General features: G+C 57.8%; 12 protein-coding genes, 2 tRNA genes and 1 pseudogene. 13 read left to right on the top strand and 2 right to left on the bottom strand.

Translation table 11 applies throughout. The annotated features are described in order from the left end of the window. Positions 1-32: 32 nt before the first annotated feature. A pseudogene (locus PSTAB_RS21225) lies at positions 33-230 on the bottom strand (I78 family peptidase inhibitor); the annotation flags it as partial. Positions 231-377: 147 nt separating this feature from the next. Here PSTAB_RS21225 and PSTAB_RS11325 point away from each other — a divergent pair. Continuing rightward, positions 378-779, top strand: coding sequence for a PA2779 family protein (locus PSTAB_RS11325; protein WP_011913489.1), 402 nt, complete (start codon positions 378-380; stop codon positions 777-779). Continuing rightward, entirely contained in the window at positions 776-1,735 is a 960-nt protein-coding gene (locus tag PSTAB_RS11320; RefSeq protein WP_017245185.1) for a PA2778 family cysteine peptidase, read from the top strand. The genes PSTAB_RS11325 and PSTAB_RS11320 overlap by 4 nt, the downstream gene beginning before the upstream one ends. Here the strand turns inward: PSTAB_RS11320 and PSTAB_RS11315 are convergent. Then, positions 1,732-3,015, bottom strand: a complete 1,284-nt coding sequence (locus tag PSTAB_RS11315) for an NAD(P)/FAD-dependent oxidoreductase (protein WP_013983002.1) — start codon at positions 3,013-3,015, stop codon at positions 1,732-1,734. The two genes, PSTAB_RS11320 and PSTAB_RS11315, sit on opposite strands and share 4 nt — an antisense overlap. A 168-nt stretch (positions 3,016-3,183) precedes the next feature. Here PSTAB_RS11315 and PSTAB_RS11310 point away from each other — a divergent pair. The 11 genes from PSTAB_RS11310 to PSTAB_RS11260 all read left to right on the top strand — a co-directional run bounded on the left by PSTAB_RS11310 (position 3,184) and on the right by PSTAB_RS11260 (position 12,083). After that, positions 3,184-3,260 (top strand) — tRNA-Val (locus tag PSTAB_RS11310). A 226-nt stretch (positions 3,261-3,486) separates the two neighbouring features. Next, positions 3,487-5,409 carry a threonine--tRNA ligase gene (thrS, locus tag PSTAB_RS11305; protein ID WP_013983001.1) on the top strand — a complete coding sequence of 641 codons (1,923 nt, stop codon included), beginning with the start codon at positions 3,487-3,489 and terminating at the stop codon, positions 5,407-5,409. Further along, positions 5,409-5,960 carry a translation initiation factor IF-3 gene (gene infC / locus PSTAB_RS11300; protein ID WP_169918131.1) on the top strand — a complete coding sequence of 184 codons (552 nt, stop codon included), beginning with the start codon at positions 5,409-5,411 and terminating at the stop codon, positions 5,958-5,960. The genes thrS and infC overlap by 1 nt, the downstream gene beginning before the upstream one ends. Positions 5,961-6,019: 59 nt before the next feature. Next, on the top strand, positions 6,020-6,214 hold the full coding sequence (rpmI, locus tag PSTAB_RS11295) for a 50S ribosomal protein L35 (protein ID WP_003298367.1): 195 nt from the start codon (positions 6,020-6,022) through the stop codon (positions 6,212-6,214). 27 nt (positions 6,215-6,241) lie between these two features. Continuing rightward, the gene (rplT, locus tag PSTAB_RS11290; RefSeq protein ID WP_003282569.1) at positions 6,242-6,598 is read left to right on the top strand and encodes a 50S ribosomal protein L20; all 357 of its coding nucleotides are present in this window, start codon (positions 6,242-6,244) and stop codon (positions 6,596-6,598) included. 172 nt (positions 6,599-6,770) lie between these two features. Next, positions 6,771-7,775, top strand: coding sequence for a phenylalanine--tRNA ligase subunit alpha (pheS, locus tag PSTAB_RS11285; RefSeq protein ID WP_013983000.1), 1,005 nt, complete (start codon positions 6,771-6,773; stop codon positions 7,773-7,775). Between the two features lie 31 nt (positions 7,776-7,806). Next, entirely contained in the window at positions 7,807-10,185 is a 2,379-nt protein-coding gene (gene pheT / locus PSTAB_RS11280; protein WP_013982999.1) for a phenylalanine--tRNA ligase subunit beta, read from the top strand. 3 nt (positions 10,186-10,188) lie between these two features. Then, positions 10,189-10,491 carry an integration host factor subunit alpha gene (gene ihfA / locus PSTAB_RS11275; protein WP_011913482.1) on the top strand — a complete coding sequence of 101 codons (303 nt, stop codon included), beginning with the start codon at positions 10,189-10,191 and terminating at the stop codon, positions 10,489-10,491. Next, on the top strand, positions 10,472-10,828 hold the full coding sequence (locus PSTAB_RS11270) for a MerR family transcriptional regulator (protein ID WP_011913481.1): 357 nt from the start codon (positions 10,472-10,474) through the stop codon (positions 10,826-10,828). The genes ihfA and PSTAB_RS11270 overlap by 20 nt, the downstream gene beginning before the upstream one ends. A gap of 84 nt (positions 10,829-10,912) precedes the next feature. Beyond that, a tRNA-Pro gene (locus PSTAB_RS11265) sits at positions 10,913-10,989 on the top strand. A 446-nt stretch (positions 10,990-11,435) separates the two neighbouring features. Next, positions 11,436-12,083: a hypothetical protein gene (locus PSTAB_RS11260; protein WP_013982998.1), complete on the top strand. Its 648-nt coding sequence runs from the start codon at positions 11,436-11,438 to the stop codon at positions 12,081-12,083. The last annotated feature ends 42 nt before the right edge of the window (positions 12,084-12,125 follow it).

The following is a 12,125-nucleotide window of genomic DNA, read 5'->3' as shown; positions in this document are numbered from 1 at the left end:
ATACTGGCGGTCAGTCGGGCTCAGGTGCGGGTTCAGCCGCAGCTGACGCGTTCTATGGTCAGATTTGCGTCAGTATTAAGGTTCAGTCTCTGGGAGTTGTACTCCAGTGTAACGACGTCATCGGGCCGAAGTATTCGGGCTACATCGGCACCTGCCTTGTCCCTCGCCTGTTCCAGTAATTCGGGGGTTGCGACCTTGCCGACAAGGCTGCTCACCGCCTCTGAATTGCATTTGCCGTGTTGCTGGGTATTGGCTTGCTGGGCCTTGTCGTCCGGGGAAAAAAGAGGCTATGGGCGGGAACCGAAGCGGCGTCATTTCGTCTTATTGCTTGATGGCGCTTTGCAATCCTGGCTGAAGAAAAACAAGGAGTTTCCGCTATGTTTACCTCCCCGTTACTCAAGCGTATCGCTACCGTACTGGCTGCTTTGCATATCCTGTTGGTGGCACAGATTCCCATGGCGCAGGCTGCCATGATCGGAACGCCGGAAGTGGTCGCCGAGCATCAGCAGCAAGTCGACAGACAGCAGTTGCTGACCATGCTGGAAGATCAGGACGTGCAAAAAAAGCTCGAGTCTATGGGCGTTGAGCGTGACCAAGTGGAAAAGCGTATCAACAGTCTGACCGCCGCAGAGCTGGCGCAATTCAACCAGCAGCTTGACCAAGCGCCGGCAGGCGCTGGTGTGGTTGGTGTGATCGTGCTGTTTCTGGTGATCTTCATCATCACCGACATGCTCTGCGCGACCAACATCTTCAACTTCGTCAACTGCATCAACCGTTGAGCCTGCGGTTAGCCCTGCTTGTATTGTTCGGCCTGCTCGGGGCCTGTGCTCGTACGACAGTGACGCTTGTCGACGCCTCGCACCTCCCCGTTCGGGCCGAGTTGGCTGATGTACCGTTCTATCCGCAGGAAGACTTCCAATGCGGGCCCGCTGCGCTGGCCACGATGCTGTCGCAACGGGGAATTGACGCGACGCCCGATGCATTGGTCGAGCAGGTTTACATCCCTCAGCGCAAGGGCAGTCTACAGGTGGAAATGGTGGCTGCTGCTCGCTCCGCCGGGCTGCTGGTCTACCCGCTGCGCCCCCGTCTGGAGGATGTTCTGACCGAGATCGCGTCGGGTAATCCGGTGCTTGTGTTGCAAAACCTAGCATTCGATCGATGGCCGCAGTGGCATTTTGCTGTGGTGGTGGGATTCGATCTTGAGCGGCAGGAGATCATCTTGCGTTCCGGTACCACGGAACGATGGGTTGGTGGATTTCGGGAGTTCGAACGATCCTGGGCCAAAGGCGGCCGTTGGGCTGTGCTCACCCTGACACCAGCTCAGATTCCAGAGACTGCGCAGGAGGCCGTTTGGCTTCGCAGTGCCAGTGATATGGAGGAGGTCGGGCAACGGCGGGGTGCCCGGCAGGCATACGATGCCGCTACGGCGCGCTGGGGGTCAGCGCTGGCGTACTTCGCCTTGGCTAACAGCCAGTACGGTTCGGGTGAGATACACGCTGCGGAGGCATCGTTGCGTGCCAGCGTGCGCGTGGACCAGAGGTTCGCGATCGGTTGGTTCAATCTGTCGCAGGTAATGGCCGAGCAGGGCTGCATCTCGGAGGCCCGGCAGGCTCGAGCCTGTTCGGCCCGACTTGCACCGGGTGATGACCGTCTAAAGGCGCCTTTGCCGGCTGCCGCAGAGCAGGCGGCTCGGCAATGCGCTCCGCCACCGTCGTGCCCGCTGCCTGTTCACTAGAACCCGATTCGGTCGCGCAGACTGTAGTACATGGCGCCGAGAGCGCTGAGCGGCGCCTGGAAGCGCTGACCGCCTGGGAACGGGTAGTGCGGCAGGCTGGCGAAAGCATCGAAACGCTCGGCCTGGCCGCTCAGTGCTTCGGCGATCACTTTGCCTGCGACGTGGGTGTAGGTGACGCCGTGACCGCTGCAGCCTTGAGAGTAATAGATGTTGCTTCCCAGCCGCCCGACTTGCGGTAGGCGCGACAGCGTGAGCAGGAAGTTGCCCGTCCAGGCGTAGTCGACTTTCACATTCGCCAGCTGTGGGAATGTTTTTAGCATCTTCGGTCGGATGATCGAGGTGACATCAGCTGGATCTCGCGCACCATAAACGACCCCACCTCCGTAGATGAGACGCTTGTCTGCCGAGAGCCGATAGTAGTCGAGCAGATAGTTGCAGTCCTCGACGCAGTAATCCTGGGGCAGAAGGCTGCGAGCGAGTTCCTCGTCAAGAGGCTCGGTAGCTATCACCTGGGTTCCGCAAGGCATCGATTTTGCCGCCAGTTCAGGGATCAGGCCGCCTAGGTACGCATTGCCTGCCACCACCACGAACCTAGCGCGAATACTCCCATCAGGCGTGTGCACTACCGGCTGCTCGCCGCGCTCGACGCGGATCGCTGGCGAGTTCTCATAGATGATGCCGCCGAGAGACTCGATCGCCGTGGCTTCTCCCAGGGCCAGATTGAGCGGGTGGATATGGCCGCCTTGTTTATCGAGCATGCCGCCGGCGTAGCGATCAGACGCTACAACCTGCTGGATATCATGCTGGTCCAGCAATTCGAGATGCTGGTAGCCGTATCGCTCCCATAGCGCCTTCTGCGCTTCGAGATGGTGCATCTGCTTCTTGTTGAAAGCAGCAAACACGCCGCCGTCTTTCAGGTCGCTCCTGATGTGGTAGCGGGCGACCCGATCGCGGATGATCCTTCCGCCTTCAAATGCCATTTCGCCGATCAGCTTGGCGGCAGGCTCGCTGACGCTGCGCTCAATGCTGTCGAGGTCTCGGCTGTAGCTGTTGACGATTTGCCCGCCGTTGCGACCGGATGCGCCGAAGCCAACCTTCACGGCTTCCAGAACGGTGACGCTGAAGCCCTTCTCGAGCAGGAACAGGGCAGTGGACAGACCGGTGTAACCGGCGCCAATGACGCACACGTCGACCTGATGATGATCAGCTAGCGCGGGGCGAGATACGGTTTGATTGGCGGTCGCAGCATAGTAGGAAGTTGGATAGTCCTTGTGCGGCATATTGCAATCTCTGTTCTAAATATTTTACGCATGCTAGCGCTTAACCGGCCGCCTTGCCAGGTAGGCCCAGCGATACGTGTGGATTTCCAAATTTTCCAAATATCAGTGAGTTAGCAGAAAAAACTGCTTGACTCTTTTTTTCATCCATTTAGAATGCGCCCCCATCGAAGGCACATAGCTCAGTTGGTTAGAGCACCACCTTGACATGGTGGGGGTCGTTGGTTCGAATCCAATTGTGCCTACCAATTCGAAAAAGGGTCGCGCAAGCGACCCTTTTTTTTGGCTTGCTTGCCAGCGCATCGGTGTTCTGGAAGCATCGCCAGTCGTATTTCCCAGTGACTTCGGTCCGGTCGAGAGTGAGCCTATCAGGCGCCTGCCATTGTGCGGCAGGCCTGCTCGCCGGGTCGCTTTCCTGGCTCATCCCAACCCATGTGGCCTTTGGTACGGGTCACCACTAGGAGAGGAGGCGCCATGCCCACCATTACTCTTCCCGATGGCAGTCAGCGTTCGTTCGATCATCCCGTTACCGTGGCTGAGGTTGCTCAGTCCATCGGCGCCGGCCTTGCGAAGGCAACCCTGGCTGGCAAGGTCGACGGCAAGCTGGTCGACGCCTGTGATTTGATCGAGCGCGATGCTTCGCTGCAGATCATCACGCCGAAGGATGAGGAGGGGTTGGAGATCATTCGCCACTCCTGCGCGCATCTGGTCGGTCATGCTGTAAAGCAGTTGTATCCGAACGCCAAGATGGTAATCGGTCCGGTCATCGATGAGGGTTTCTATTACGACATCGCCATCGATCGTCCCTTTACCCCGGAAGACATGGCGGCCATCGAGAAGCGTATGGCCGAGTTGATCGACAAGGACTACGACGTCATCAAGAAGATGACGCCGCGAGCTGAAGTCATCGAGGTCTTCACGTCGCGAGGTGAGGATTACAAGCTGCGCCTGGTCGAAGATATGCCCGACGAGCAGGCGATGGGTCTATATTACCACGAAGAATATGTGGACATGTGCCGCGGCCCGCACGTGCCGAATACCCGCTTCCTGAAAGCATTCAAACTGACCCGCATTTCCGGTGCGTACTGGCGTGGCGACTCGAAGAACGAACAGCTGCAGCGCATCTACGGCACTGCCTGGGCCGACAAGAAGCAGTTGGCCGCCTATATCCAGCGCATCGAGGAGGCCGAGAAGCGTGACCATCGCCGGATCGGCAAGCAACTCGACCTGTTCCATACTCAGGAAGAAGCCCCTGGCATGGTCTTCTGGCACCCGGCTGGCTGGACGCTCTACCAGAACCTCGAGCAGTACATGCGTCAGGTGCAGCGCGAGAACGGCTATCAGGAGGTGCGCACGCCGCAGGTAGTCGACCGCATCCTCTGGGAGAAGTCCGGACATTGGTCGAACTACGCCGAGAACATGTTTACCACCTCGTCGGAAAACCGCGATTACGCAGTCAAGCCGATGAACTGCCCGTGTCATGTGCAGATCTTCAACCAGGGCCTGAAATCCTACCGCGATCTGCCGCTGCGCATGGCCGAGTTCGGCGCCTGCCACCGCAACGAGCCGTCTGGTGCGCTGCATGGCATCATGCGTGTGCGTGGCTTCACTCAGGATGACGCGCACATCTTCTGCACCGAGGAGCAGGTGAAGAAGGAAGCTGCCGACTTCATCAAGCTGACGCTCAAGGTCTATGCCGATTTCGGTTTCAGCGATATCGCGATGAAGCTTTCGACCCGTCCGGCGAAGCGTGTCGGTTCCGACGAGTTGTGGGATCGCGCCGAAGGTGCGCTGGCCGAAGCGCTCAATGAGTCAGGTCTGGCCTGGGAGTATCAGCCGGGCGAGGGAGCCTTCTATGGGCCGAAGATCGAGTTCACTTTGCGTGATTGCCTGGGTCGCAACTGGCAGTGCGGTACGCTGCAGTACGATCCGAATCTGCCCGAGCGTCTCGATGCCAGCTATGTGGCGGAGGACAACAGCCGTCAGCGTCCGGTGATGCTGCACCGTGCGATCCTCGGGTCGTTCGAGCGGTTCATCGGCATGCTCATCGAGCACTACGCCGGCGCTTTCCCTGCATGGTTGGCGCCGACCCAGGCGGTGATCATGAATATCACCGACAAGCAGGCCGCATTTGCCGTAGAGGTGGAAAAAACGCTGGTCCAAAGCGGGTTCCGTGCCAAGTGTGACTTGAGAAACGAGAAGATCGGCTTTAAAATCCGCGAGCATACTTTGCTCAAGACTCCCTATCTCTTGGTTATTGGGGATCGGGAAGTCGAAACACGATCCGTTGCTGTGCGCACCCGCGAAGGCGTCGATATGGACTCCATGCCGCTCGAACAATTCGCCCAGCTGCTTGCACAGGCGGTTTCCCGGCGTGGTCGCCAAGAATCGGAGTAATCATTATTAAGCGTGAAATGAGACAGGATAGAAGAGCTCAGCCCAAGGCACCGATCAACGAAAACATCACCGCGCGCGAAGTGCGCCTGATCGGTGTCGATGGCGAGCAGATTGGCATCGTCTCTATTGATGAAGCGTTGCGGGTCGCCGAAGAGGCAAAGCTGGATCTGGTGGAGATTTCCGCTGATGCGAATCCCCCGGTCTGCCGGATCATGGATTACGGCAAGCATCTCTTCGAAAAGAAGAAGCAGGCTGCGGCTGCAAAGAAGAATCAGCACCAGCAACAAATCAAAGAAATCAAGTTTCGTCCAGGGACGGAAGAGGGGGATTACCAGGTAAAGCTACGCAACCTGGTACGTTTCCTTGAAGATGGGGACAAGGCCAAGGTTTCATTGCGATTCCGCGGCCGTGAGATGGCTCACCAGGAGCTGGGGATGGAACTGCTCAAGCGGGTCGAAGCTGACCTCATTGAGATTGGTACCGTCGAACAGCATCCGAAGCTGGAAGGACGCCAGCTGATGATGGTCATCGCTCCCAAGAAGCGTAAGTAACCTCCCGGGCACTGGCAGGCCTGATGGTTAACTGTTGTTATTGAATGCGGAGTACGAACATGCCAAAGATGAAAACCAAAAGTGGTGCTGCGAAGCGCTTCAAAAAGACTGCTAACGGCTTCAAGCACAAGCACGCTTTCAAGAGCCACATCCTGACCAAGATGACCACCAAGCGTAAGCGTCAGCTGCGCGGTTGCTCGCAAGTGCATCCGTCCGACGTTGCAAAAGTGGAGCGCATGCTGCGCGTTCGTTGATCCGGTCAAGACTCAGAGGAATAACTCATGGCTCGTGTTAAGCGTGGCGTCGTTGCCCGTCGCCGTCACAAGAAAATTCTGAAACTCGCCAAAGGCTACTACGGTGCGCGTTCGCGCGTATTCCGCGTTGCCAAGCAGGCGGTAATCAAGGCTGGCCAATACGCCTACCGTGACCGCCGTCAGCGCAAGCGTCAGTTCCGCGCTCTGTGGATCGCCCGTATCAATGCTGGTGCTCGTGTCAACGGTCTGTCCTACAGCCGTCTGATCGCCGGTCTGAAGAAGGCGGCCATCGAGATCGATCGCAAGGTTCTGGCCGATCTGGCAGTGAACGAAAAAGCAGCCTTTGCTGCGATTGTCGAGAAAGCCAAAGCTTCTCTGGCTTAAGCCCCGGCAATCACGGATCCTCGGATTCGTTGCAAGTCATCGATAGGGGAAGAGCCTTGTGCTCTTCCCCTATTTCGTATCTGGAAGGGGCTTTTGCAAAAGTGCGCTTGGCGGCGGCCTGGCATGGGTCGCTCAGTCAGTGCGGTTCTGCAAGAACCTCTGGAGGTTGTACATGGAAAATCTGGATGCACTGGTCTCGCAAGCGCTCGAGGCCGTGCAACGAAGTGAAGACATCGGTGCCCTGGAGCAGATCCGCGTCCAGTATCTCGGCAAGAAAGGCGAATTGACCCAGGTGATGCAGGCCCTGGGCAAGCTGTCCCCCGAGGAGCGGCCGAAGGCCGGTGCGCTGATCAATGCCGCCAAGACGCAGGTCCAGGACGTACTGAATGCGCGCAAGGCGGAACTCGAGCAGGCTGCGCTGAGCGCCAAGCTGGCTGCGGAACGCATCGATGTGTCCCTGCCGGGGCGCGGGCAGGCGAGCGGCGGGTTACATCCGATCACCCGAACGCTGGAGCGGATGGAGCAGATTTTCGGCCATATCGGCTACAGCGTTGCCGAGGGGCCTGAGGTTGAAGACGACTATCACAACTTCGAGGCGCTCAACATCCCCGGCCACCATCCGGCCCGGGCGATGCACGACACCTTCTATTTCAACGCCAACATGGTCCTGCGTACCCATACATCATCGGTTCAGGTGCGGACGATGGAGTCGCAGCAGCCACCGATACGCATTATCTGCCCGGGTCGCGTATATCGTTGCGATTCAGACCAGACGCATTCTCCGATGTTTCATCAAGTCGAAGGCTTGCTGATTGATGAGGGTGTCAGTTTTGCCGACCTCAAGGGCACTATTCAGGCGTTTCTTCGGGAGTTCTTCGAGGCAGATCTGGAGATTCGTTTCCGTCCTTCGTTCTTTCCTTTCACCGAGCCTTCTGCCGAAGTTGATATTCGCCGCATGATCACCAGGAATGGTGAAAGTAAGTCCGATTGGCTGGAAGTTCTGGGTTGTGGAATGGTGCATCCGAACGTACTGCGGATGTCGGGGATCGATCCGGAAAAGTATCAGGGATTCGCTTTCGGAATGGGCGTCGAGCGCCTAGCCATGCTGCGCTATGGAGTCGGGGATCTGCGTATCTTTTTCGATAACGACCTGCGCTTTCTTGAGCAGTTTCGCTAAGGCATGACCCAGTACTTTCCAGGAGAACAGCATGAAATTCAGTGAACAATGGCTGCGGAGCTGGGTCAATCCGCAGGTTTCCCGTGAGGAGCTGGTCGCTCGTCTGTCGATGGTCGGCCTCGAGGTCGATGCGGTCACGCCGGTTGCCGGCGCGTTCAGTGGCGTGGTCGTGGGCGAAGTGCTGGCGACCGAGCAGCATCCCGACGCCGACAAGCTGCGTGTCTGCCAGGTCAGCAACGGTAGCGAGGCCTTCCAGGTGGTCTGCGGCGCGCCCAATGTGCGCCCGGGCCTGAAGATTCCGTTCGCCATGCTCGGCGCCCAACTGCCCGGCGATTTCAAGATCAAGAAGGCCAAGCTGCGGGGCGTCGAGTCCAACGGCATGCTTTGCTCGGAAACCGAGTTGCAGGTCGGAGGCGACGACAGCGGCCTGATGGAACTCGCCGCCGATGCGCCGGTTGGTACAGATCTGCGCGAGTATCTCGGGCTCGATGATGTGTCTATCGAGATCGGTCTGACACCCAATCGTGGCGATTGCCTCTCTCTAGCTGGTTTGGCTCGGGAAGTCGGTGCCATCTATGGTGCCGAAGTGCGTCCGGTGGAAGTCGGCGTGGCCAGTGTCGCCCATGAAGATGTACGCCCGGTCGAGGTGTTGGCGCCGAAGGCTTGTCCGCGCTACCTCGGGAGAGTGATCCACAATGTCGATCTGACACGCCCGACGCCACTCTGGATAGTGGAGCGCCTGCGCCGTTCCGATATTCGCAGTATCGACGCGGTTGTTGATGTCACTAACTATGTGATGCTCGAGCTGGGCCAGCCGCTGCACGCGTTTGATCTGGATGAAGTCAAGGGCGGCATCCGGGTTCGTATGGCTGAAGAAGGCGAAAAGCTGGTTCTGCTGGATGGCCAGGAAGTCTCCTTGCGCAGCGATACGCTGATCATTGCGGATCATGAGCGGCCACTCGCCATCGCCGGCGTGATGGGAGGCGAGCATAGCGGTGTCAGCGCTTCCACCCGCAGCATCTTTCTCGAGAGTGCGTTCTTCGACACGATTGCGCTGGCCGGCAAAGCACGCTCCTACGGTCTACATACGGACGCTTCGCATCGCTACGAGCGGGGTGTCGACTCGCAACTTCCGCGGCAGGCGATGGAGCGGGCGACCAGCTTGCTGCTCGATATCGTCGGCGGGAAGGCGGGTCCCATCGTCGAGGTCGTCAGCGAACGCGATCTTCCAAATATTGCACCTGTAACCCTCCGCGCCGAGCGTATTACCCAGATGCTTGGGTTGGAGCTGGACGATACCGAAGTGGTCCGCCTGCTGACATCGCTGGGTCTTGTTGTGGTGGGCGAGGGTGAAGGGCGCTGGCAAGTCTCCGTTCCAAGTCATCGTTTCGACATCAGTCTTGAAATCGACCTGATCGAAGAGTTGGGCCGCCTATACGGCTATGATCGCTTGCCGGTGCGGTACCCGCAGGCTCGTCTCGCGCCTGAGGCGAAGCCGGAAGCGCGCGCAGAGTTGCCGTTGTTGCGTCGTTTGCTGGTGGCTCGTGGTTATCAGGAAGCGATCACTTACAGCTTCATCGACCCCAAGCTCTTTGAGCTGTTCAGCCCGGGCATGAAACCACTGGAACTGGCCAACCCGATTTCCGCAGATATGGCGGCAATGCGCGCCTCGCTTTGGCCGGGATTGGTGAAGGCGCTGCAATACAACCTCAATCGCCAGCAATCGCGTGTGCGCCTGTTCGAAGCAGGGCTGCGCTTTGTCGGTCAGCTGCCAGCGCTCGAGCAGGAAGCCATGCTGGCAGGTGTGGTGACAGGTAGCCGCGAGCCTGAAGGCTGGGCGAACGCCCGCGAAGCGGTGGATTTCTTCGACGTCAAGGCTGATGTCGAAGCGCTGCTCGCATTCGCTGGGAACGGCGGCGCCTATCGATTCGTTCCTGGTGAACATCCCGCCTTGCATCCCGGTCAAACTGCTCGGATCGAGCGCGATGGCCGGCTGGTCGGCTTTGTTGGAAGTCTGCATCCCGAACTGGCAGGTACGCTGGGGATCGATCAGTCGGTATACCTGTTCGAGCTGAAGCTTTCCGAGATCGCAGACGGCCGCATGCCGCAGTTCTCCGAGCTGTCGCGCTTTCCTGAGGTGCGGCGTGACCTTGCGGTCCTCGTCAATCGTGACGTCGCCGCGCAGGCAATCCTTGACTGCATTCGCGGTGGCGCGGGCGAGAATCTGACGGACCTCAAGCTATTTGATGTCTATCAGGGGAAAGGTATTGATCCTCTTAGCAAAAGTGTGGCAGTCGGCTTGACCTGGCAGCACCCATCGCGCACTCTAAACGACGATGAGGTGAACGACGTAATGCAGAAAATCCTCACCTCCCTGGAAGAAAGGTTCAATGCCACGTTAAGGAAATAGCGTATGGGGGCTCTGACGAAAGCTGAAATGGCGGAACGTCTTTATGAAGAGCTGGGCTTGAATAAGCGCGAGGCCAAGGAACTGGTCGAGCTGTTTTTCGAGGAAATCCGACAGGCGCTCGAGCACAACGAACAGGTCAAGTTGTCCGGCTTCGGCAACTTCGACTTGCGCGATAAACGTCAGCGCCCAGGTCGTAATCCGAAGACGGGTGAGGAAATTCCTATCACGGCGCGTCGTGTGGTGACGTTCCGTCCTGGGCAGAAACTCAAAGCGAGAGTCGAGGCCTATGCTGGAACCAAGCCATAACGACGAGCTTCCTGCCATTCCGGGCAAGCGCTATTTCACCATTGGTGAGGTCAGCGAACTCTGCGCGGTGAAACCCCATGTGCTGCGTTACTGGGAGCAGGAGTTTCCTCAGCTGAACCCGGTGAAGCGTCGTGGTAACAGGCGCTACTATCAGCGGCAAGATGTGTTGATGATCCGTCAGATTCGCGCGCTTCTCTACGATCAGGGTTTCACCATCGGAGGCGCCAGGCAGCGCATGTCCGGTGATGAAGCGCGCGACGACACCACCCAATACAAGCAGCTGATTCGGCAGATGATTTCGGAGCTTGAGGAAGTGCTGCAGGTTCTGAGGAAATAGCTTCCTTGGCTCTAAAAAACTTTCACATTTTCAGATGCTTAATGTATAGTTCGATCCGCTTTCAGCAGTGCTGACAGCATTCGTCGGGGCGTAGCGCAGCCTGGTAGCGCACTTGCATGGGGTGCAAGGGGTCGAGTGTTCGAATCACTCCGTCCCGACCAAAAAACCCTAGAAAATCCAGTCACTTAGCGGTGACTGGATTTTTTTATGCCTGATGGTTTTCTCCCCCCGCCCAGAGTTCTGCGTTTTGGTCACCGTTGGGTCACCGTTAGCCCTAATCTGATTTTTCCACGTCGGCCTCGTCACCGTTTAGGCCATCTTGAGGCTCTGCTAAGCCGGAGCGCCACTCAGTTAACTCTCCCAAAGCTCAATGCGGAATTTCTCTCGACAGGCTTGGCAATGTTGCTCCCCATTGCCCGGCCTGATCGGGACGGTCGGTTATGGGCAGGGATGCATCTATTGATATAGCTATTAACTATCTACTCTACCTAATCAATAGTAACCATCACTCCCCATCACCACTGACTACTACAAGAGGGTAAGACGACCAGTAAAAAGAAACAGACCACGTACCTGGTATGCGACATAACCAACCAGGTACTCAGCCATGAACAACCGCAAGCACAACACCCACCTCTCACAGTCCGACATAGCCCTGCAGATCGAATCACTCGTCCAGGCTATCGAGCGCAGCGATACACCCGCATATCGGATCACGCACAAACGGTCAGGCTATGAGCAGGTCGAGCAGACCAGACTCTCCCGGTACTTCACCAACGTGCAGCAGATGTACAACCTGTTCGATGATCGGGTGCCATACGACTACAGCGAGCACCTGTTAGCGTTCAGGGAGGCATGGGAATACATCGGCCTCCAGCGTTCACCCAATGGCCCTGTCTGCATGAGCGAGACGGGTACGTACTGGCTCAGTCATCAACAGAGCATGAACGTCCTGACCGAACGGATCCGTGAGTTGACCCGTCAGCGTCGGTATCAGCGCAAAGCTGGAGATCGAGCCTATGAGGCACGCAAGCAAGCGACGGAGATCATCGCGTACACGGATGCAGTGATGAGCCTTTACTCCCGCACTACGGTCATCAGACTGGACTTGTATTACCGCCCTGAGGCTCAGGCCAGGCTGCGAGTCGAGCAGGTATTCGAGCACCTGGATGATTTGATCGATAAACACAGCCGTCAACCGATATTCGAGCACCTCATTGCGGATTCCACGGTCATCTGGCCACCCATTCCATGAGCATCTGACCACCGATTCCACGGTGATCCGGCCACCCATTCC

The organism is Stutzerimonas stutzeri (assembly GCF_000219605.1).
Classification (GTDB): Bacteria; Pseudomonadota; Gammaproteobacteria; order Pseudomonadales; family Pseudomonadaceae; genus Stutzerimonas; species Stutzerimonas stutzeri.
Note: the sequence above shows the minus strand (reverse complement) of the source record. Positions and strands in the feature narration are given on the sequence as shown.